Consider the following 19,884-nt stretch of genomic DNA (forward strand, 5'->3'; position numbering starts at 1 on the left):
GGGCAGCCCCGTCCCTGCAGGCCGGAAACCCTGAGGCCCTGTCACGCACGCGTCATGCACGCGTCATGCACGGACCCCATTGCAACGGCGCCGGAAGGGCCGGTGCGTTCGTCCTACATGGGCCGACGGGCGGAACCGACACGGCGGCGCGGGGTGCCCGCTTAACGTCACCCCCGGCGCACGCGACTTCCAGCGTGCCGCTCTTCCCAGCCCCAACCCCCCCGCACATCCGGCCCGCAGGCCATGCCCGGGAACTGCCTATTCAAGAGGAATGGTCATGCCCAACCAACGCCACGCGCCTGTTTTCCTGGGGGTGCTTCTCGTCGTGATCGGCCTGGCCATCGGCGTCGGCGGGGTCTGGCTCATCGCCCTGGGCGGCTCGTGGTACTACCTGCCCGCGGGCCTGGCCACCCTGCTCGCCGGCTGGATGCTGGCCCAGCGCAACCCCGCCGCCCTGTGGGTCTATGCCGGGCTGGTGCTGGTGACGCTGCTGTGGTCGCTGTGGGAGGCCGGGCTGGACTGGTGGCCGCTTGCCGCACGGGGCGACGTGTTCTTCGTGCTGGGCGTGCTGCTGCTCACGCCCTGGGTGTCCCGCGGCCTGGTCTCGCCGTCGCAGCGCGGCCCGCGCCGCGCGCTGGGCGTGACGCTGGCGGCCTTTCTGGCCGTGGCCGTGGCCTCGTGGTTCCATGACGCGCACGACGTGCCCGGCGCCTTCGCCGCGCATGCCGCCCCCACCCCCACCACGGCGGTGCCCGCCGCGGCTGGCAGCCCTGGCGACAGCGGCGCCATCCCGCCCGGCGAATGGCATGCCTACGGCCGCACCGGCGAGGGCCAGCGCTATTCCCCACTGGGCCAGATCACCCCAGACAACGTGCGCGGCCTGGAGGTCGCCTGGCAGTACCGCACCGGCGACGTGCGCGGCGAGCCCGGCGACCCGCAGGAGACGACCTTCGAGGTCACGCCGCTGAAGGTCGGCAACCGCCTGTACCTGTGCACCCCGCACCAGTCGGTCATCGCGCTCGACGCGACCACCGGCGCGCAGGTCTGGCGCTACGACACCCAGGTGCAGGGCAAAGGCGAACTGGCGCTGCAGCACCTGACCTGCCGCGGCCTGTCGTACCAGCCGCCCGAGCCGGCCGCGGCCGGCGCCACGGCCGTTCCGACGGCCGCGCCAGCGCCCTCTTCCCCACCCGCAGCCAAGCCCGCCACACCGGTGCCGACCTCGGCACCCGCCTTGCCCACGGCGTCGTGCGAAGGGCGTTTGTTCATGCCCACGGCCGATGGCCGGCTGCTCGCGCTGGACCCGCGCACCGGCGGCCTGTGCACCGATTTCGGCAACGGCACCGGGCAGATCGACCTGTGGACCGGCATGCCCAACCGCCGCCCCGGCGCCTACTACTCCACCTCGCCCGCGGTGGTCACGCGCGATCTCGTCATCATCGGCGGCACCGTGCTGGACAACGCCTCCACCAAGGAGCAGTCCGGCGTGATCCGCGCCTACGACGTGCACACCGGCGCACTGGTGTGGAACTGGGATTCGGCCAAGCCCGAGGCCACCGCGCCCATCGGCCCCGGCGAGACCTACACCGCCAACTCGCCCAACAGTTGGTCGATCTCCAGCGTGGACGAAACCCTGGGCCTGGTCTACGTGCCCATGGGCAACCAGCCGCCCGACCAGTGGGGCGGCCGCCGCAGCCCCGAGGTGGAGCGATATTCGTCCTCCGTCGTGGCGCTCGAGCTGGCCACCGGCCGCGTGCGCTGGCACTTCCAGACCGTGCACCACGACCTGTGGGACTACGACGTGCCCGCGCAGCCCAGCCTGGTGGACCTGACCGTCAAGGGCGAGCGTGTGCCCGCGCTGGTGCAGCCCACCAAGCAGGGCGAGGTCTTCGTGCTCGACCGTCGCACCGGCACTCCCATCCTGCCGGTCACCGAGGTGCCCGCCCCCCAGGGCGCCGCCGAGGGCGACCGCACCGCGCCCACGCAGCCCAAATCGGCCCTGTCGTTCGACCCCGCACCGCTCACCGGCGCGGACATGTGGGGCGTGACCCTCTTCGACCAGCTCATGTGCCGCATCGCGTTCGAGAAGCTGCGCTTCGAAGGCCGCTTCACCCCGCCCTCCACCCGCGGCACCCTGGTCTATCCCGGCAACTTCGGCGTGTTCAACTGGGGCGGCGTGGCCGTGGACCCGCAGCGCGAGATGGCGTTCACCACGCCCACCTACCTGGCCTTCACCTCGCAGCTGATCCCGCGCACCGACGACACCACCTTGCTGGTCCAGCCCGGCGGTGCGCCACCGCACGGCATGCTGCCCGCGCTGAACGAAAACGTGGGCGCGCCGTTCGCCGTGCGCCTGAAGCCCTTCGTCTCGGTGCTGGGCATTCCCTGCCAGGCGCCGCCCTGGGGCTACGTGGCCGGCGCGGACCTGACCACCGGCAAGATCGTCTGGAAGCACAAGAACGGCACCGTGCGCGACCTGGCTCCCGTGCCCGTGCCGTTCAAGATGGGCGTGCCCAACCTGGGCGGCCCGGTGACCACGGCCGGCGGCGTGGCCTTCCTGTCCGGCACGCTCGACTACTACGTGCGCGCCTACGACGTCTCCAACGGCAACGAGCTATGGAAGAGCCGCCTGCCCGCAGGCGGCCAGGCCACCCCGATGACCTATACCGGGGCCGATGGCCGGCAGTACATCGTGGTGGCGGCGGGCGGGCACGGCTCGCTCGGCACGCGCACGGGGGACTGGCTGATCGCCTACGCCCTGCCGCGCACCTGACGAGGCTTTGAGACAAAAAGGCCTCCAGCGCAATCGATACTAGGGCATATCGCTATTATTTTTATAGCAAATTGCCCGGGTCCTTTGGGGGATGGACCGCTCCCTCAGGCACCCGCAGCGGCGGCGCATCGCAGCCGATGCCGGCCGCGATCCAGCGCCGGGCCAGCGCGCGCATCAGCCGCACGGCCCAGGCGCTGCGCCAGCCCATGACCTCGCCGGGGTCCGCGACCATGCCGCAGACATAGCGGCCCGGTGCGGCATCGCCGCCAGCGCCTTCCTCCCGCCAGCGCAGCGCCGCGCACGGGCCATGCCGGCGGCGCGACACCAGCATGCCCAGCGGGCAGGGCTCGGCCAGGCAGCACAGGCCGCAGCCGTTGCAGGGCGCGCCTTGCGCCGGCTGCGGCGGGGCCGAGGGATGCAGGTGCACGACCTGCCAATCCGGGCCATGCGCTCCCGCACGGGCATCCACCTCCCGACCCGCACCAGCGCCTGCACGCACGCCGCCAGCGGCTGCATCGTCGGCCTGAATGTCCTCGGGCAATGGCATGGGCAATGGGAATCCAGGAAAGGCGGCAACGAGCACGCCGGGGGGAAAGGAAGCGGACGCCGCGAACCACGGCCCATCCGCCAGGGCGCTCCATTGTTGCGCCGCCCCGCCGGCCCCTTCCCGAATGCCCATGAAAAAAGCGCCCTGGGGGGCGCTTCTCGTTGGTGCCCTGCTGCCGCCGACAGGGGCGCAGGGGCTCGGGGGCTCGCAGCGGATCAGTGCTGCAGGATCTTGTTGAGGAAGTCCTTGGTGCGCGGCTGGCGGGCATCCGGGTTGTTGAAGAAATCGTCCTTGGAGCAGTCCTCCAGGATCTTTCCGCCCACGTCCATGAAGATCACGCGGTTGCTGACCTTGCGCGCGAAGCCCATTTCGTGGGTCACGCACATCATGGTCATGCCTTCGTTGGCCAGGCCCACCATCACATCCAGCACTTCGCCCACCATTTCGGGGTCGAGGGCGGACGTGGGTTCGTCGAACAGCATCACGATGGGGTCCATCGACAGCGCACGGGCGATCGCCACGCGCTGCTGCTGGCCGCCCGACAGCTGGCCGGGGAACTTGTCCTTATGCGCCGACAGGCCCACGCGGTCCAGCATCTTGAGGCCGCGCTTCTTGGCCTCGTCCGCGCCGCGGCCCAGCACCTTGATCTGCGCGATCGTCAGGTTCTCGGTCACCGACAGGTGGGGGAACAGTTCGAAGTGCTGGAACACCATGCCCACGCGGCTGCGCAGCTTGGGCAGGTTGGTCTTGGGGTCGTGCACGGCGATGCCGTCCACGAAGATCTCGCCCTTCTGGAAGGGCTCCAGCGCGTTGATGGTCTTGATCAGCGTGGACTTGCCGGAGCCCGAAGGGCCGCACACCACCACGACTTCGCCCTTCTGGATGGAAGTGGAGCAGTCGGTCAGCACCTGGAAGCTGCCGTACCACTTCGAGACATTCTTCATTTCAATCATTGCTATTTCCTCACTCTTTCCGCTCAGCGGATGATGGCGATTTTCCGGTGCAGGCGCTTGACGACCCAGGACAGTGCGAAGCACATCGCGAAGTACACGACGGCTGCCAGCAGGTAGGCCTCGATTGGCCGCCCATAGTTCTTGCCCGCCGTCTCGAAGCCCTTGAGCATGTCGTAGGCGCCGATGGCGTAGACCAGCGAAGTGTCCTGGAACAGGATGATGGTCTGCGTGAGCAGCACGGGCAGCATGTTGCGGAACGCCTGCGGCAGGATCACGAGCTTCATGTTCTGGCCGTAGGTCATCCCGAGCGCCTGGCCCGCGAACACCTGTCCGCGGGAGATCGACTGGATGCCGGCCCGCATGATCTCGCTGAAGTACGCGGCCTCGAAGGCGATGAAGGTGATGATGGCCGACAGCTCCGAGCGGTAGCTCGTGCCGATTCCGCCGGGCAGGGCCGCGTAGAACGAGGCCGGCACCAGCAGGAAGAACCACAGGATCACCATCACCAGCGGGATACTGCGCATGCCGTTGACGTAGAACGTGGCCGGCGCGTCCAGCCACTTCTTGCCCGACAGGCGCATCAACGCCAGCACGGTGCCCAGCAGGATGCCGCCGACCGTGGCGATCAGCGTCAGCATGATGCTGAAGTAAAAGCCCTTGACGACGAACTTGCTGATGATGTCCCAGCTGTAGAAGGAAAGGTCGAGATTCATCATGTCAGTGGCCTCCCCCCGTGCCGCCGGACACGATCAGGCCGGGAACGCGCGTGCGCTTTTCGATAAAGGCCATGATGCGGTTGATGGCGAAGGCCGAGATCACGTACAGGCCCGTCACGGCCAGATAGATTTCGATGCCGCGCGAGGTCTCTTCCTGCGCCTGCATCGCGAACATCGTCAGTTCGGCCACCGACACGGCGAAGGCCACGGACGAGTTCTTGAAGATGTTCATCGTCTCGCTCGTGAGCGGCGGAATGATGATGCGAAACGCCATCGGCAGCAGCACGTAGCGGTAGTACTGCACAGTGGTGAAGCCCATGGCCATGCCCGCGTAGCGCTGGCCGCGCGGCAGGGCCTGGATGCCCGCCCTCACCTGTTCGGCGATCCGCGCCGAGGTGAAGAAGCCCAGCGCCAGCACCACGAGGATGAAGCCCGAGACGCCCTTGAGCACCGGAAAGATCGCCGGCAGCACGTGATACCACAGAAAAATCTGCACCAGCAGCGGAATGTTGCGGAACAGCTCGACCCAGGCATTGCCGAAGCCGACCAGCACCTTGTTGTCGGGCAGCGTGCGCAGTGTCCCGACGATCGATCCCATCACCAGCGCGATGACCAGGGCCAGCAGGGCCACCGACACCGTCCAGCCCCAGGCAGAGAGCATCCACTGGAGGTAGGTCGGGTATTCACCCCCTGGGTCCTGCAGGAAGACTTGCCAATCCCAATTTGATCCCATGGGAAATCCTTCTCAAATCTCGTTGTCTTCAAACTTGGCGCCCCATCCCGGGCATCCCTGCCGGGGAAACAAACAAACGCCCACCGTCAGGTGGGCGTTTGCCGCATGCGAGCGCCGGGCGCTCAGTCCTTGGTGGCGTACTCTTCCATGGGCTTGTCGTTGGGGTTCGCCCAGGCCGCCTTCGTCGCTTCGCTCGCTGGCAGGCCGATCTTCACGTTGTTCGGGGGCACGGGCTGCAGGAACCACTTGTCGTACAGCTTGGCCATGTCGCCGGACTTGATCTGCGCCTTGATGCTGTCGTCCACGGCCTTCTTGAAGGCGGGGTCGTCCTTGCGGATCATGATCGCGATGGGTTCCACGCTCAGCACTTCGCCGACGATCTTGAAATCGTTGGGGCTCTTGGACTTGGCGATGTTGGAAGCCAGGATCGAGCCGTCCATGATGAAGGCGTCGGCGCGGCCGGATTCCAGCAGCAGGAAGCTGTCGGAATGGTCCTTGCCGAACACTTCCTTGAACGTCAGGCCTTCGGCGCGCTTGTTCTTGCGCAGCGTCTGCACCGAGGTGGTGCCCGTGGTGGTGGCGATGTTCTTGCCGTTCAGGTCCTTGATGCCGGTGATGCCCGAATCGGCCTTGACGGCGATGCGCACTTCCTCGACATAGGTCGTGACCGCGAAGGCGACGTCCTTTTGGCGGGCCGCGTTGTTGGTGGTGGAGCCGCACTCGATGTCCACGGTGCCGTTTTGCACCAGGGGGATGCGGTTTTGCGACGTGACGGGCTGGTACTTGACGTCCAGCTTGGCCAGGCCGAGCTGCTTTTGAACGTCGGCGATCACCTTGGCGCACACGTCGTAGTGGAAGCCCGTGTACTTGCCGTCACCCAGGGTGTACGACAGGCCGGAGGATTCGCGCACACCTTCGGTGATCGTGCCGGAGGCCTTGATCTTGGCCAGCGTGTCATTGGCTTGCGCGAATGCGCTCCCTGCGGCCAGGGCGGTGATGGCGACTGCCAGCAAATGCTTCTTCATCAGGATCTCCTTAGAACTTACGGATACAACGGAAACAATCATTCTAGATAGTGGCACGGAGTGGAATTCGCCACCATGCCGAATACCCGGAACATCGGGTCAGCGCAGCTAAAAAACGGCGCTCAAAACGGAACCTGATCGGTGGGGTAGCGCCAGAAATCCCGCAAGAGATAGCTCACCGGAAGATTGAGCGCGCGGTTGGACGGGGGGATGGGCTGGGCGAACCACTTGTCGTAGATGGGATAGATCTCGCGGCTGGTGATCAGCCGGCGCATCTCGTCGTCCACCAGCTTCTTGAACGCGGGGTCGTTCTTGGGCAGCATGATGGCCAACGGCTCGGTGGTGATGAACTTGCCGACCACCTTCAAGGCGGCCGGATTGGGGCGGTTGGACGCCAGGCCGTAGAGCAGCACGTCGTCCATCGCGAAGGCGTCGGCCTCGCCCTTTTCCACCATCTCGACGGCCCGGGCATGGTCCGGGGCTTCGACGATGTTGATCTGCAGGAGCCGCTCGCGGTTGATCTGCTGGGCCGCCTTCAAGGGCGTGGTGCCCTTGGTGGACACGAGCTTCTTGCCGCTGAGGTCTTCGATGCGGTCCACGTTGCTCTGGGCCGGCACCAGCAGGCGGGCGCCGGTGATGAAGTGGGGCACGGTGAACGCCACGACCTGGCGGCGTTCGGCATTGTTGGTGGTGGAGCCGCACTCCATGTCGGCGCGGCCTTTCTCGATGGTCTCCATGCGGTTGGCCGAGGTGACCGGCACGAATTCCACGTCCATGTCCTTGCGGCCGGTCTTCTTGCGAACGACCTCGGCGATCCGCTGGCACAGCTCCACCGCATAGCCCACGGGCTTGCCGGCGTCCACATAGGAGAAGGGCACCGAGGATTCCCGGTAGGCGAGCACCAGCTTGCCGCCGGCGGTGACCCGCTCCAGTACCCCCTGCGCGGAGACAGCCATGCCCCAGCACAAGGCGGCAACGCCCCATACGGCCTTCCAATGGAATGTTTTCATGGCTTGTCTCAAAGTTCGTAAGTTCTAACCTGAGCAAACACCGTGCCAGGCCGGGCCTCTCTGTTGGGCGAAGGCTTGTGCACTTCGCTCCGGACGCCGGGACGGAATGTACGTCCCGTCACACGGTCTTTCCAATGCCAAATGCACGGTGGAATATGCATTTGACACATAACCTGACCCTGCGGTCAAAGGGGCTTGTCCGTACTGTGGGCCTGCAGGTAGGTCCACAGCGACTGCGCGATGCCTTTGGAGGGCTCCTTGCCGGACGGTTTTTCGCGGTAGGCCCGCACTTCCATCGCCATCTGCAGGTCCTCCACGCCCGGGGGCGCCGCGCTGACCAGGCGGCGCGAGCGCAGTTCCTTCTTGACCGCGCTGTGGGGCAGGAAGGCCACCCCGTGCCCCTCGACCGCCATCGCCTTGAGCCCCTCGGCCATGTCGGTTTCATAGACGCGGTCCAGGTGGATGGCCGTGCCCGACTGCTTGAGGATCAAGTCCGTCACGCGGCCCAGATACGCCCCGGGTGCATACCCCAGGTAGGGCAGCGGCTCGCCCGCGCGGCCCGGCAGGCTGAACAGCGGCTGGCCGTCGGCATTGGCGCGCGAATAGGGCGAGAGGATTTCCTGGCCCAGGGTCACCATTTCGTAGCGGTCGGCGTCGAGCTGGAAGGGCTGCGAGGGATGGTGGTAGGCGATCAGCAGGTCGCACCCCCCCTCCACCAGGCGCAGCACGGCATCGTGCACGTTGAGCGCGATGAGGCGGCTCTTGACCGGCCCGAAACGCTCGCGCAGGCTCGACAGCCAGGCGGGAAAGAACGTGAAGGCGAGCGTGTGCGGCACCGCGAACTCGATCATGTCCTTGCCGGCGCTGGTGTGGGCCCGCAGCATGGCGCGGGTGTTCTGCATGGCCTGCAGCATCTCCAGCGCTTCCTCGTAGAGCGTCTTGCCCGCGGGCGTGAGCCGGGTCGGGTAGGAGCTGCGGTCCACCAGATCGGTGCCGGCCCAGGCCTCCAGCGCCTGGATGCGGCGCGAGAACGCCGGCTGGGTCACGTGGCGCAATTGCGCTGAACGGCTGAAGCTGCGCGTTTCCGCGAGGCTGACGAAATCCTCGAGCCACTTGGTTTCCATGGCGCGCATTATCGGGGGCCGCGCGTGCCTGCGCCGCAAGGCCCCTTGGGGAAACCCTGCACCGGGCCCTGCCACGTTTGCTTGCAAAATGGCTTCGGCGCTCCGAGCGCCGCCCCGTCCGGGCCCCTGGCGCACAAGGCCGGCGGGCAGAGTGACCCGCATCGCCACGTTGTCCGTTCTCTCGACCCTCTGCCTCCCATGTCCTCACTTCCCCCGTCCGGGCCCGTGTCCCACGACGCGGCACGGCCTGCCGCACCGCCCGACGACGCTCCCCGCTCCCTGCGCATCGAAGACTGGCTCACCGTCATCGTGATGGCGGCGCTGGCCCTCATCACCTTCGCCAATGTGCTGGTGCGCTACTTCACCAACTCCTCCTTCGCCTGGACGGAGGAGATCTCGGTCTTCCTCATGATCGTCCTGGCGCTGGTGGCGGGCTCCGCCGCGGTCGCGCGCGACCAGCACATCCGCATCGAATGGTTCGCCGAGGGCGGCTCGGCGGCACGCCGGCACGCGCTGGCGCGCTTCGGTGCGCTGATGGTGGCACTGCTGTTCGGCGTGATCGCCGTGCTGAGCGTGCGGGTGGTGTGGGACGACTACCGCTTCGGCGAGACCTCCCCCGGCATCGGCGTGCCGCAGTGGTGGTATTCGGTGTGGCTGCCGCTGCTGTCCGCACTGATCACCTGGCGGGCGATGGGGCTGTTCATCCGCCGGGGCCGCACGGCCTCCTCGGCAGGCCGGCAGGACACTTCCGCATGATCGCGACCCTGCTGTTCGTGGCGTTCCTCGCCATGATGTTCGTGGGCGTGCCCATCGGCGCCGCGCTGGGGCTGGCGGGAGTGGCGGCCATTGCCCTGGCCAATGCCGACAGCCAATGGTTCGGCCTGCTGGCCGTGCCCCAGAACTTCTATGCCGGCCTGGGCAAGTACCCGCTGCTGGCCATTCCCATGTTCGTGCTCGTGGGCTCGATCTTCGACCGCTCCGGGGTGGCGCTTCGGCTCGTGAACTTCGCGGTGGCCATCGTGGGCCGCGGCCCGGGCATGCTGCCCCTGGTGGCCATCGCCGTGGCGATGTTCCTGGGCGGCATCTCCGGCTCGGGGCCGGCCAATGCGGCCGCGGTGGGTGGCGTGATGATCGCGGCCATGTCGCGGGCGGGCTATCCGGGCTCGTTCTCCGCCAGCGTGGTGGGCGCAGCGGCGGCCACCGACATCCTGATCCCGCCCTCCGTCGCGTTCATCATCTATTCGGTGCTGGTGCCGGGCGCCTCCGTGCCCGCGCTGTTCGCGGCCGGCATGATTCCCGGCGTGCTCGCCGGCATCGCGCTGATCGTGCCAGCGGTGTGGCTGGCCCGCCGGCACAAGATGGGCGCGCTCGAATCCTCCATGCCGCGCCCGCCGTTCTGGCGCAGCCTGCGCGAGGCCTCCTGGGGCCTGGCGGCGCCGGTGCTGATCCTGGGCGGCATGCGCGCGGGCTGGTTCACCCCCACCGAGGCGGCCGTGGTGGCGGTGTTCTACGGCCTGTTCGTGGGCATGTGCATTCACCGAACGATCAAGGTGCGCGACCTGTTCCCCATCCTGCGCGAGGCGGGCGAACTCTCGGCCGTGATCCTGCTGGTGGTGTCGCTGGCCGGCATCTTCGCGTTCTCGCTGTCCACGCTGGGCGTGATCGACCCGGTGGCCAAGGCCATCGTGAACTCGGGCCTGGGCGAATACGGCGTGATGGCGCTGCTGATCCTGCTGCTCATCACGGTGGGCATGTTCCTCGACGGCATCTCGATCTTCCTGATCTTCGTGCCGCTGCTGCTGCCCATCATGCAGCACTACCAGTGGGACCCGGTGTGGTTCGGCGTCATCCTCACGCTCAAGGTCGCCCTGGGCCAGTTCACGCCGCCGCTGGCCGTGAACCTCATGGTGTCGTGCCGCATCGCAGGCGTGCGCATGGAGTCCACCGTGCGCTGGGTGGGGCCAATGCTGCTGGCGATGTTCATCGTCATGGTGCTGGTCATCGCCTTCCCGCAACTGGCGCTGTGGCTGCCCGCCCGCCTGGGCTACTGACCCCATCGACCCCATCGACCCCACCGCCCCCTTTTCACCGAGAACCAGGAGACCGAAACCATGAAACTGCGCACCTTCCTCACCAGCGCCGTCGCTGCCGCCGCCGCACTGACCTTCGCCACGCCGGCCCTGGCGCAAAACTACAAGAGCGAATACCGCATGTCGCTGGTGCTGGGCACCGCCTTCCCCTGGGGCAAGGGCGGCGAACTGTGGGCCAGCAAGGTCCGCGAACGCACGCAGGGCCGCATCAACATCAAGCTGTACCCCGGCGTTTCGCTGATCCAGGGCGACCAGACGCGCGAGTTCAGCGCGCTGCGCCAGGGCGTGATCGACATGGCCGTGGGCTCCACCATCAACTGGTCGCCCCAGGTCAAGCCGCTCAACCTGTTCTCGCTGCCCTTCCTGTTTCCGGACTACGCCGCCGTGGATGCGGTGACGCAAGGCGAAGTGGGCAAGAGCATCTTCCAGACGCTGGACAAGGCCGGCGTGGTGCCGCTGGCCTGGGGCGAGAACGGCTACCGCGAAATCTCCAACTCCAAGCGCCCCATCAAGAGCCCCGAAGACCTCAAGGGCCTGAAGATCCGCGTGGTCGGCTCGCCGCTGTTCCTGGACACCTTCTCCGCACTGGGCGCCAATCCCACCCAGATGAGCTGGGCCGACGCCCAGCCCGCCATGGCCAGCAGCGCCGTGGACGGGCAGGAGAACCCGGTGTCGGTCTACATGGCCGCCAAGCTCTACACCGTGGCGCAGAAATACATGACCCTGTGGGGCTACATGAACGACCCGCTGATCTTCGTGGTCAACAAGGACATCTGGAATTCCTGGACGCCCGCCGACCGCGAAATCGTCAAGCAGGCCGCCATCGACGCCGGCAAGGAACAGATCGCCATCGCGCGCAAGGGCATGGTCGAGGCCGACAAGCCCCTGCTCAAAGAAATCGCCAGCCACGGGGTGACGGTGACCCAGCTCAGCCCCGCCGAGCGCACGGCCTTCGCCAAGGCCACGCGCCCGGTGTTCGACAAGTGGAAGGGCCAGATCGGCGCGGACCTGGTGGACCAGGCCGAGAAGGCGATCGCCGCGCGCAAGCCCTGACGGGCCGGGCCGGCCTGCGCGCCGGCGCCCGCGCACCAAGGCGCGCTGCGGCGGCCCGTCAGCCGGCCTCTCCGCTTTGCTGCAGCGCCCACATGCTGGCGTAGCGACCACCCTGCTCCAAGAGCGCGGCATGGGTGCCGCGCTCGATGATGCGGCCTGCTTCCATCACCAGGATCTCGTGCGCATCCACCACCGTGGAGAGGCGGTGCGCGATCACCAGGGCCGTCTTGTTGCGCGCCGCGCTTTTCAGCTCGGCCTGGATGGCCCGCTCATTGGCTGAATCGAGCGCAGACGTGGCCTCGTCGAAGATCAGGATCGGCGGGTTTTTGAGCAGCGTGCGGGCGATCGCCACCCGCTGCTTCTCGCCGCCGGAGAGCTTGAGGCCGCGCTCGCCCACCTGCGTGGCATAACCCAGCGGCGTGGCGGCGATGAAGCCATGGATGCGCGCGGCCTGGGCGGCGGCTTCCACGGCATCCTGCGCTGCGCCCGGGTGGCCGTAGGCGATGTTGTAGGCGATGGTGTCGTTGAACAGCACGGTGTCCTGCGGCACGATGCCGATGGCGCGCCGCAGGCTGTCCTGCGTCACGGCCCGGATGTCCTGCCCGGCCACCGTGATGCGGCCCGACTGGATGTCGTAGAAGCGAAAGAGCAGGCGCGCCAGTGTGGACTTGCCCGAGCCCGAAGGCCCAACCACCGCCACCGTCTTGCCGGCAGGAATCTCGAAGCTGATGCCGTGCAGGATGGGCCGCGCGCTGCCCGCACGGCTTTCGTAGGCGAAGTGCACGTCTTCGAAACGCACGGCCGGGTGCTCCAGGTGGACCAGCGGCTGGGCGCCGGGCGCATCGGCCACCTCGCGCTCCTTGTCCATCAGGGTGAACATCTTGTCGAGATCGGTCAGGCTCTGCTTGATCTCGCGGTAGATCACGCCCAGAAAGTTGAGCGGGATGTAGAGCTGGATCATGAAGGCGTTCACCATGACCAGATCGCCCAGCGTCATGCGGCCATCGGCCACGCCTTGCGCGGCGCGCCACAGCATGGCCACCAGGCCGGTGGCGATGATGAGCTGCTGCCCGGTGTTCAGCAGCGACAGCGAGGTCTGGCTCTTGAGCCGCGCATGGCGCAGCCGCTGCAGGCTTTCGTCGTAGCGCTGGGCTTCGAACGCCTCGTTGTTGAAGTACTTGACGGTCTCGTAGTTCAGCAGCGAGTCCACCGCCTTGGCGTGCGCGGCCGAGTCGAACTCGTTGGCCTGCCGGCGGAACTTCGTGCGCCATTCGGTCAGCAGCACAGTGAACGCGATGTACAGGCCCAGGGCGCCCAGCGTGATCCAGGCGAACCACGCGTCGAACTTGACGGCCAGCACGGTGAGCACCAGGAACACCTCGATCAGGGTGGCGCCGATGTTGAACAGCGTGAACGAGATCAGCGATTCGATGCCGCGCACGCCGCGTTCGATGTCGCGCGTCATGCCGCCCGTCTGCCGCTCCAGGTGAAAGCGCAGGCTCAAGGCATGCAGGTGCTCGAACGTCTGCAGCGCGATGCTGCGGGCCGCGCCCTGCGTGGCCTTGGCGAAGACCAGTTCCCGCAGTTCGGTCAGGATGGAGGTGGACAGGCGCAACCCGCCATAGGCCAGCAACAGGGCGATGGGCACGACCACCACGGCGGCGGGGTCGCCCGGAGCGATCGACATGGCATCGATCAACTGCTTGAGCAGCAGCGGCACCCCGACGTTGGCCACCTTGGCCCCCACGACGAAGACCAGCGCCGCGATCACCCGCCATTTGTATTGCCAGAGATAGGGAACGAGCCGGCCGAGCGTGGCCCAGTCGGTGCGGGAGCCGGCGCCGGGGCGCGCGACGAGAGGGGATGGGGATTCGCCGTGGGGGCGCATGAAGGACAATTCCGGTTGTTGTTTTTACCGAGATTGTGCCCATGACCGCCCTTACCAGCGCTGCGTTGACCGAATTGCCCACCGACAAGGAGCTGGTGCTCAAGGTGATTCCGATGCCAGCCGACTGCAACGCCAACGGCGACATCTTCGGCGGCTGGGTCATGGCCCAGGTGGACCTGGCGGGATCGGTGCTGCCGGCGCGCTACGTGCAGGGCCGCATGGCCACCGTGGCGGTGAACGAATTCGTGTTCAAGCAGCCCGTTCGCGTGGGGGACATCCTGTCGTTCTTCTCGGCAGTCACGCGCACCGGACGCACCTCGGTCACGGTGGAGGTCGAGGTGTATGCAGAGCGCTTTTCAGCGCAGGGCCGGTATGTGAAGGTCACGGAAGCACGGCTGACCTATGTGGCCATCGATGCCGCAGGCAGGCCCCGCCCACTGCCGGCCACTGCGGCGCCCGAAGGTGGCGCGGCAGGCTGAAAACGTGGAGTAAACCCCGGCGCGAAACGCCTGGCCTGCCACGGGCCGTACGTGGCAGGTCGGTGACGTGCGCTTTCGGCGCACGCCGGGGTTGGTTGCAATGCCCGCCGAGGCTCAGGCCGCGGCGAGTGCAGGCGCTTCGTTGCGCGCGTTGGTGGTGTTGTTGTTGCTCACCGCATTGGCTCGGGGAGCGGGGCCCGACGTGCCGGCAAAGATTTCGCCGGCCAGCTGGCCGCCCTCTTCGATCACCACTTTGCCGTAGCGGATCTTGCCGGTCACCTTGCCGGTGCTGTAGATCACGAGCTTTTCGCGCACGGTGAGCGTGCCGTCGAACTCGCCGTGGATCTCGGCGATGTCGATCTCGGCCGAGCCACGGAAGGCGCCCTGCTCGGCGATGTGGATTACGCGGGAGTCCATCGTGGCCTCCACCGTGCCTTCGACCACGAGCGTGTCGCAATCGGTGATCTCCACCCCCTTGAGCTTGATGTTCGGGCCCACCGTCAGCTTGCTGCCCACGCCGTCGGAAACGGCACTGCCGGGCGCCGTGCCCGTGGACACGGGCTTGGCGGAAGAAGGGGTGGTGGTCGTGGCACTGTTGCCACCGGGCACCACGGTGGTCGCACCGCCGAGGACGGAAGAAGGTTGGCGAGGCTGGAATGCGTCGGGTTCACGCTTACCGAAGAAGGGGTTTTGCACGGCCATCAGATCTCCTTGAAAAAGAGCCATGCTAGAAGCGACGTTCCGCGAAAACTCCCCGCGTTACGCAAGAACGGTAACCAAACCATTCGATCGTTGCATGCACTTGCATGCTTTGCAGCGACATACATCGCCGCGATCGCGCGTAGGCTCCGGCTACGAAACGATGTAGGCCGCAGCGCCCGCCGACATGAGGGTGCCGTCCGGGCCGAAAAACTCCATGCGCGTGCTGGCCACGCGCGAGCCCAGCCGCAGCACCTCAGCCCGCAGGGTGAAGTGGCTCCCGATGCCTGGCCGCAGATAGTCGATGCGCAGGTCGATGGTGCCCAGCTTGCCGAAGCGGTGCAGGCGCTGCGCAGGCGGCTCGTCCATGTGGCGGGCACCGATGGCCGCCATCACCGCGAGCCCCCCCATGGCATCCAGCCCCGCGCTGATGACACCGCCGTGCACGCGGTTGTAGGCGTAGTGCCCGACCAGCTCGGGCTTCATCTCGATGCGCGCCTCGACATGTGCGGCCCCCAGGTGCGTGACCTTGAGACCGAGCAGCTGGTTGAAGACGATGCGCTGCTCGAAGATGTCCTTCAAACCATCGATGAACTCGGCCTCGAACGGAGAGGGCTGGGCGGAATCAGGGGGTGGAGTCATCGAGGAAGGGGCAAGGGTTCAGGGCTGAAAGCCCGAATGGCGGACCACCGGCGCCCATTGCGCCTTGTAGGCCGTCAGCATTTTGGCGGTCTGGTCGCGCGAGCTGACCACGGGCACCATGTCGGCCGCCACGAAGCGGGCCTGAAGGGCCGGGTCCGCCATGACCTGGGTCACCGTGTCGGCGATGCGCCGGGCCCGGGCGGGTGGCAACCACGCAGGCGCGTAGAGCACGTTCCAGCCGAGGGCGGACAGACCCAGCCCCGCCTCCTTGAAGGTGGGCACCGTCGGCAGCGTGGGCGACCGCTGCTCGCCCGACACCGCCAGAATGCGCAGCTTGCCGGCCTTGTGCAGCGGCTCCAGCGCATCCAGCGTATCCACGGCGATGGGGACGTGACCGCCCATCAGATCGTTGAGCAGCGGCGCGGACCCCCGATATCCGACGACGGGCAGTTGCAGGGAAAGCTTTTCCGCCAGCATCAGGGCAAAGAAATGCGGCAGGCTGCCGGTGGCCGGCACGCCGGCGGCCACCTTGTCCTGATTGGCCAGCATCCAGGCGTGCAGGTGGGCGAATTCCTTGACCGGCACGGCCGTGGACACGGCCAGGCCGAACTGATAGCTCGTGATCTGGGACAGGGCCACATAGTCCTTGTCGGGGTCGTAGCCGTTGTCCTTGAAGACCAGGGGCGCCACCAGCATGGTGGCCGGGTTGGCCAGCACGACCTGGTTCTGGCCCGAACTGTCGCGGTGCAACTGCTGGACAGCCAGCCGCCCCCCCGCGCCCACGCGGTTTTCCACCACCACCGGCACCGCCAGCCGGGGACCGAGGGCATCGGCCAGCAGGCGCGCGGCCCGGTCGGATGCGCCGCCGGCCGCATACGGCACGACCACCTTGAGGATGCCGCCTTCCAGCGGCACGGGTGCCGGAGCGACCGCCCCCTGCGCCAGGGCAGACGCCCCCAGGGCACCGCTGGCAAGCGATGCGCCCCATTGCACAAAGGCGCGGCGCGACGGCGCGCGGGGAGCAGCGAATGGCGAAGGTGGTTTGACAGCAGTCATGGCACGGTCCGGCAGGGGGTTTATGGATGAGCAGGAATGTACTGCCAGATTCATGCCGCCGGCATCTATCGTTATGCCCAGTTCCCAGGCAAAACGCCAAGCCGCCCCCAGATGCTGTCACACCGCGCTGAAATCCGGCCGGCGTTTCTCGACGAAGGCGCTGAACGCCTCCCGCGCCGCGGGCTCCTGCAGCATGCGACCGAAGCTCGCACCCTCCTGCGCCATGCGCTCCAGCACCGCAGCCGTCTGGCCCTGCTTCATGAGCCGCTTGGTCTCGATGAGCGCGGAAAGCGGCTTGGCGGCCAGCTTGCGCGCCTGGGTCTGGGCCACCATGTTGCACTCGGTGGGCGGCACCACGCGGTTGACCAGTCCCACCTCCAGCGCCGCCTCGGCCAGGAAGGGCTCGCCCAGCAGCAGCGCCTCGGCGGCACGGTGGTAGCCCATCATCTGCGGCACGAGCAGGCTGGACGCGGCCTCGGGGCACAGCCCCAGGTTGACGAAGGGCATGGAGAACGCGGCGTTGTCGCCCGCATAGACCAGGTCGCAGTGAAAGAGCATGGTGGTGCCGATGCCCACGGCCGGACCGCAGACCGCGGCCACCACCGGCTTCGGGAACGTGGCGATGCCGCGCAGGAAACGGAACACCGGCGAGTCCTGCGTGGACGGCGGCTTGTTCAGGAAGTCGCCGATGTCGTTGCCGGCGCTGAAGATGGCCACATCGCCCTGCAGCACGACCACGCGCACCGCGCTGTCGGCCGCGGCGGACTCCAGCGCATCCGCCAGCGCGGCGTACATCGCGGTGGTGATTGAGTTCTTTTTCTCCACGCGGTTGAAGGTGATGGTAGCCACGCCGGATTCGGTGTGAACGAGGATGTCCTGGGTCGGGGTATCGGTCATGGGAAAGCTCCTGCCATGTAAGGTCGTGGGCGGGGAAAGCGAACGGGGCGCCGGGGGCGCCTCATTCCTTGTAATAAACGATCTGGTGGCTGCTGGCCAGCATGGTGCCGGCATCGTTCCACAACTGGGCCGTCTGATCGAAAAAGCCATTGCGGAATTCTTGCGCACGCGCCTGGCCCAGCAAGAATCCGGTGCCCGTGGCCGCCAGTTGCTCCCGGCCCGCGTGGAAATACACCGTGAGGGACACCGTGCCTGCCGGCACCCGGTGCGCACGGCGCAGCCAGACCCGCGGAAAGAACACATCGGCCAGTGCCGCCAGCGCGCAGAAGTCGAGCGGGCGGGCCGGCGCATCGCGCATCCACAGCTGCGAGAGGCTGCTGTCGCCGCTGCCGTCCCAGCGCTGCGGCAAGGCCCCCGCCACCGGCCGCATTTCGTAGCGGTCGAGCCAGGCCACGCCCAGCCCTTTGGCCAGCGGCTCCAGGGTGTCGGGGCCGGGCGCTGTCGGCATAGGGGTGTCGGCCAGGCTCCAGGTTTCGCGGCGGGCGGCGGTCACGGCGGTGCCCGTGGTGGTGGTGACCCATTCGCCGTCGGCGCCGGGCTGCACGATGGACAGCGTCCAGTGCTGCGTGGACCGGTTGGTGCGCACCGGCGTGGCCTGCACCGTGAAGGGGCCCTGCGACACCGCGCCGGCGTAATTGACGGTGAGCGACAGCGGCTCCCCCAGGCGGTCGGGGTGCTGCAGCACGGCCTGCAGCAGCACCGCGGCCGTCGCGCCGCCGAAAGGGCCGACCATGTTCCAGTACGCTGGCGTGGTCCGGCCGGTGTACCGGTGGGCGCCGGCCGGCTCCAGGGCCAGCGCGTCGTCCAGGGGATGGAGATCGAGAGTCATGGTGTGCGAGTGTGCCGTGATTGCTTTCTCCGTCCCGTCGTGCCGGCGACTGCCTGAACCCCGGAATGCCAGGGCGCGCAATGCGCCCCCCGACCTCAGACGCGCTCGAAGATGCCCGCAGCGCCCTGCCCCATGCCCACGCACATGGTCACCATGCCGTACTTGAGGTTCTTGCGGCGCAGCGCATGCACCACCGTGGCGGCGCGGATGGCGCCCGTGGCGCCCAGCGGGTGGCCCAGGGCGATGGCGCCGCCCATGGGATTGACCTTGGAAGGGTCCAGGCCCAATTGGCGCACGACCGCCAGCGACTGCGCGGCGAAGGCTTCGTTCAACTCGAACCAGTCGATGTCTTCATGCTTGAGGCCCGCATAGCGCAACGCGGCCGGAATGGCCTCGATGGGGCCGATGCCCATGATGCTGGGCGGCACGCCCTTGCTGGCGAAGCTCACGAAGCGGGCCAACGGCGTGAGGCCGAAACGCTTCACGGCCGCCTCGCTCGCCAGGATCAGCGCGCCCGCACCGTCGCTGGTCTGCGAGCTGTTGCCGGCGGTGACCGAGCCCCGCGCGGCGAACACCGTCTTGAGCTTGGCCAGGCCTTCCAGGCTGGTGTCAGGCCGTGCGCCTTCGTCCAGCGCCACGGTGCGGGTCTTGGCGATGCTCTCGCCCGTCTCCAGGTTCGCCGTGCGGTCGGTCACCTCGATGGGCGTGATCTCGTCGATGAACTCGCCGGCCTGCTGCGCGGCCAGCGCCTTCTGGTGCGACTGCAGCGCGAAGGCGTCTTGGTCCTCGCGCGACACCTTCCACTGCTGCGCCACCTTCTCGGCCGTGAGGCCCATGCCGTAGGCGATGCCCACGTCACCGTCCTTGGCGAAGATACTGGGTGACAGCGAGGGCGTGTTGCCCATCATGGGCACCATGCTCATGCTTTCCACGCCGGCGGCGATCATCACGTCGGCCTCGCCCACGCGGATGCGGTCGGCCGTCATCTGTACGGCCGACAGGCCCGAGGCGCAGAAGCGGTTCACGGTGATGCCGCCCACGCTGGTGGGCAGCCCCGCCAGCACGGCGCCGATGCGCGCCACGTTCAGTCCCTGGGCGCCTTCGGGAATCGCGCAGCCGCAGATGATGTCTTCGATGGAGGCCGGGTCCAGCCCGGGCACCTGGGCCAGGGCGGCCTTGAGGGTGGTCGCCAGCAGATCGTCAGGGCGGGTGTTGCGGAAGAAGCCGCGGTGCGACTTGCCGATGGGCGTGCGCGTGGCGGCGACGATGTAGGCGTCCTGCATTTGTTTTGCCATGGAGAAGGCTCCTTC

General features: G+C 67.5%; 19 protein-coding genes. 5 read left to right on the forward strand and 14 right to left on the reverse strand.

Going from position 1 to position 19,884, the window contains the following annotated elements:
* The first annotated feature begins 277 nt into the window (after window positions 1-277).
* A complete protein-coding gene (locus AVTE2539_RS21580; protein ID WP_284413788.1) occupies window positions 278-2,773 on the forward strand; it encodes a glucose/quinate/shikimate family membrane-bound PQQ-dependent dehydrogenase in 2,496 nt (831 codons plus the stop codon).
* Between the two features lie 61 nt (window positions 2,774-2,834).
* On the opposite strand, the gene AVTE2539_RS21585 is transcribed toward AVTE2539_RS21580, so the two are convergent.
* The 7 genes from AVTE2539_RS21585 to AVTE2539_RS21615 form a co-directional block, all read right to left on the reverse strand.
* Window positions 2,835-3,242, reverse strand: a complete 408-nt coding sequence (locus AVTE2539_RS21585) for a hypothetical protein (protein ID WP_284414071.1) — start codon at window positions 3,240-3,242, stop codon at window positions 2,835-2,837.
* A gap of 293 nt (window positions 3,243-3,535) precedes the next feature.
* Window positions 3,536-4,273: an amino acid ABC transporter ATP-binding protein gene (locus AVTE2539_RS21590; protein ID WP_272565132.1), complete on the reverse strand. Its 738-nt coding sequence runs from the start codon at window positions 4,271-4,273 to the stop codon at window positions 3,536-3,538.
* Window positions 4,274-4,296: 23 nt separating this feature from the next.
* Window positions 4,297-4,989 (reverse strand): amino acid ABC transporter permease, encoded by a 693-nt coding sequence (locus AVTE2539_RS21595; RefSeq protein ID WP_272565133.1) that lies wholly within the window; start codon window positions 4,987-4,989, stop codon window positions 4,297-4,299.
* A 1-nt stretch (window position 4,990) separates the two neighbouring features.
* A complete protein-coding gene (locus AVTE2539_RS21600) occupies window positions 4,991-5,722 on the reverse strand; it encodes an amino acid ABC transporter permease (protein ID WP_272565134.1) in 732 nt (243 codons plus the stop codon).
* A 122-nt stretch (window positions 5,723-5,844) separates the two neighbouring features.
* Complete coding sequence (locus tag AVTE2539_RS21605; protein WP_272565135.1) at window positions 5,845-6,747, reverse strand: amino acid ABC transporter substrate-binding protein; 903 nt, start codon at window positions 6,745-6,747, stop codon at window positions 5,845-5,847.
* 122 nt (window positions 6,748-6,869) lie between these two features.
* On the reverse strand, window positions 6,870-7,757 hold the full coding sequence (locus tag AVTE2539_RS21610; protein WP_272565136.1) for an amino acid ABC transporter substrate-binding protein: 888 nt from the start codon (window positions 7,755-7,757) through the stop codon (window positions 6,870-6,872).
* Window positions 7,758-7,942: 185 nt separating this feature from the next.
* Window positions 7,943-8,881, reverse strand: a complete 939-nt coding sequence (locus tag AVTE2539_RS21615) for a LysR substrate-binding domain-containing protein (RefSeq protein ID WP_272565137.1) — start codon at window positions 8,879-8,881, stop codon at window positions 7,943-7,945.
* Window positions 8,882-9,079: 198 nt separating this feature from the next.
* Between AVTE2539_RS21615 and AVTE2539_RS21620 the strand changes: the two genes are divergently transcribed.
* Genes AVTE2539_RS21620 through AVTE2539_RS21630 form a run of 3 tightly spaced genes read left to right on the forward strand, consistent with a single transcriptional unit; the run spans window position 9,080 to window position 12,024 of the window.
* Window positions 9,080-9,637, forward strand: coding sequence for a TRAP transporter small permease (locus AVTE2539_RS21620; RefSeq protein ID WP_284413790.1), 558 nt, complete (start codon window positions 9,080-9,082; stop codon window positions 9,635-9,637).
* Entirely contained in the window at window positions 9,634-10,932 is a 1,299-nt protein-coding gene (locus AVTE2539_RS21625) for a TRAP transporter large permease (RefSeq protein WP_284413797.1), read from the forward strand. Before AVTE2539_RS21620 ends, AVTE2539_RS21625 begins: the two co-directional genes overlap by 4 nt.
* Before the next feature lie 60 nt (window positions 10,933-10,992).
* Entirely contained in the window at window positions 10,993-12,024 is a 1,032-nt protein-coding gene (locus AVTE2539_RS21630; protein WP_284413799.1) for a DctP family TRAP transporter solute-binding subunit, read from the forward strand.
* Between the two features lie 58 nt (window positions 12,025-12,082).
* Here the strand turns inward: AVTE2539_RS21630 and AVTE2539_RS21635 are convergent, their stop codons facing one another.
* Entirely contained in the window at window positions 12,083-13,912 is a 1,830-nt protein-coding gene (locus AVTE2539_RS21635; RefSeq protein WP_284413801.1) for an ABCB family ABC transporter ATP-binding protein/permease, read from the reverse strand.
* A gap of 41 nt (window positions 13,913-13,953) precedes the next feature.
* Here AVTE2539_RS21635 and AVTE2539_RS21640 point away from each other — a divergent pair, with 41 nt between their 5' ends.
* Window positions 13,954-14,391, forward strand: a complete 438-nt coding sequence (locus AVTE2539_RS21640; RefSeq protein WP_284413803.1) for an acyl-CoA thioesterase — start codon at window positions 13,954-13,956, stop codon at window positions 14,389-14,391.
* A 114-nt stretch (window positions 14,392-14,505) separates the two neighbouring features.
* Here the strand turns inward: AVTE2539_RS21640 and AVTE2539_RS21645 are convergent, their stop codons facing one another.
* The 6 genes from AVTE2539_RS21645 to AVTE2539_RS21670 all read right to left on the reverse strand — a co-directional run bounded on the left by AVTE2539_RS21645 (window position 14,506) and on the right by AVTE2539_RS21670 (window position 19,869).
* On the reverse strand, window positions 14,506-15,093 hold the full coding sequence (locus tag AVTE2539_RS21645; RefSeq protein ID WP_284413805.1) for a bactofilin family protein: 588 nt from the start codon (window positions 15,091-15,093) through the stop codon (window positions 14,506-14,508).
* 150 nt (window positions 15,094-15,243) lie between these two features.
* Entirely contained in the window at window positions 15,244-15,732 is a 489-nt protein-coding gene (locus AVTE2539_RS21650) for a thioesterase family protein (RefSeq protein ID WP_284398167.1), read from the reverse strand.
* An 18-nt stretch (window positions 15,733-15,750) separates the two neighbouring features.
* Complete coding sequence (locus tag AVTE2539_RS21655; RefSeq protein WP_284413807.1) at window positions 15,751-16,788, reverse strand: tripartite tricarboxylate transporter substrate-binding protein; 1,038 nt, start codon at window positions 16,786-16,788, stop codon at window positions 15,751-15,753.
* Window positions 16,789-16,905: 117 nt separating this feature from the next.
* Complete coding sequence (locus AVTE2539_RS21660; RefSeq protein WP_272565146.1) at window positions 16,906-17,685, reverse strand: enoyl-CoA hydratase; 780 nt, start codon at window positions 17,683-17,685, stop codon at window positions 16,906-16,908.
* A gap of 61 nt (window positions 17,686-17,746) precedes the next feature.
* A complete protein-coding gene (locus tag AVTE2539_RS21665) occupies window positions 17,747-18,574 on the reverse strand; it encodes an acyl-CoA thioesterase (RefSeq protein WP_284413809.1) in 828 nt (275 codons plus the stop codon).
* 95 nt (window positions 18,575-18,669) lie between these two features.
* Entirely contained in the window at window positions 18,670-19,869 is a 1,200-nt protein-coding gene (locus tag AVTE2539_RS21670; RefSeq protein WP_284413811.1) for an acetyl-CoA C-acyltransferase, read from the reverse strand.
* Window positions 19,870-19,884: the final 15 nt, after the last annotated feature.

Origin of the sequence: Acidovorax sp. SUPP2539 (genome assembly GCF_030158975.1) — a bacterium.
Taxonomy (GTDB): Bacteria; Pseudomonadota; Gammaproteobacteria; order Burkholderiales; family Burkholderiaceae_C; genus Paracidovorax.

What these genes read in the sequence shown, in the direction of transcription:
- AVTE2539_RS21610 (WP_272565136.1), bottom strand. Translation starts at nt 7,757, where the DNA reads ATGAAAACATTCCATTGGAAGGCCGTATGGGGCGTTGCCGCCTTGTGC.
- AVTE2539_RS21645 (WP_284413805.1), bottom strand. Translation starts at nt 15,093, where the DNA reads ATGGCCGTGCAAAACCCCTTCTTCGGTAAGCGTGAACCCGACGCATTC.
- AVTE2539_RS21630 (WP_284413799.1), top strand. Translation starts at nt 10,993, where the DNA reads ATGAAACTGCGCACCTTCCTCACCAGCGCCGTCGCTGCCGCCGCCGCA.
- AVTE2539_RS21660 (WP_272565146.1), bottom strand. Translation starts at nt 17,685, where the DNA reads ATGACCGATACCCCGACCCAGGACATCCTCGTTCACACCGAATCCGGC.
- AVTE2539_RS21655 (WP_284413807.1), bottom strand. Translation starts at nt 16,788, where the DNA reads ATGACTGCTGTCAAACCACCTTCGCCATTCGCTGCTCCCCGCGCGCCG.
- AVTE2539_RS21595 (WP_272565133.1), bottom strand. Translation starts at nt 4,989, where the DNA reads ATGATGAATCTCGACCTTTCCTTCTACAGCTGGGACATCATCAGCAAG.
- AVTE2539_RS21650 (WP_284398167.1), bottom strand. Translation starts at nt 15,732, where the DNA reads ATGACTCCACCCCCTGATTCCGCCCAGCCCTCTCCGTTCGAGGCCGAG.
- AVTE2539_RS21665 (WP_284413809.1), bottom strand. Translation starts at nt 18,574, where the DNA reads ATGACTCTCGATCTCCATCCCCTGGACGACGCGCTGGCCCTGGAGCCG.
- AVTE2539_RS21580 (WP_284413788.1), top strand. Translation starts at nt 278, where the DNA reads ATGCCCAACCAACGCCACGCGCCTGTTTTCCTGGGGGTGCTTCTCGTC.
- AVTE2539_RS21625 (WP_284413797.1), top strand. Translation starts at nt 9,634, where the DNA reads ATGATCGCGACCCTGCTGTTCGTGGCGTTCCTCGCCATGATGTTCGTG.
- AVTE2539_RS21605 (WP_272565135.1), bottom strand. Translation starts at nt 6,747, where the DNA reads ATGAAGAAGCATTTGCTGGCAGTCGCCATCACCGCCCTGGCCGCAGGG.
- AVTE2539_RS21590 (WP_272565132.1), bottom strand. Translation starts at nt 4,273, where the DNA reads ATGATTGAAATGAAGAATGTCTCGAAGTGGTACGGCAGCTTCCAGGTG.
- AVTE2539_RS21620 (WP_284413790.1), top strand. Translation starts at nt 9,080, where the DNA reads ATGTCCTCACTTCCCCCGTCCGGGCCCGTGTCCCACGACGCGGCACGG.
- AVTE2539_RS21640 (WP_284413803.1), top strand. Translation starts at nt 13,954, where the DNA reads ATGACCGCCCTTACCAGCGCTGCGTTGACCGAATTGCCCACCGACAAG.
- AVTE2539_RS21635 (WP_284413801.1), bottom strand. Translation starts at nt 13,912, where the DNA reads ATGCGCCCCCACGGCGAATCCCCATCCCCTCTCGTCGCGCGCCCCGGC.
- AVTE2539_RS21600 (WP_272565134.1), bottom strand. Translation starts at nt 5,722, where the DNA reads ATGGGATCAAATTGGGATTGGCAAGTCTTCCTGCAGGACCCAGGGGGT.
- AVTE2539_RS21615 (WP_272565137.1), bottom strand. Translation starts at nt 8,881, where the DNA reads ATGGAAACCAAGTGGCTCGAGGATTTCGTCAGCCTCGCGGAAACGCGC.
- AVTE2539_RS21670 (WP_284413811.1), bottom strand. Translation starts at nt 19,869, where the DNA reads ATGGCAAAACAAATGCAGGACGCCTACATCGTCGCCGCCACGCGCACG.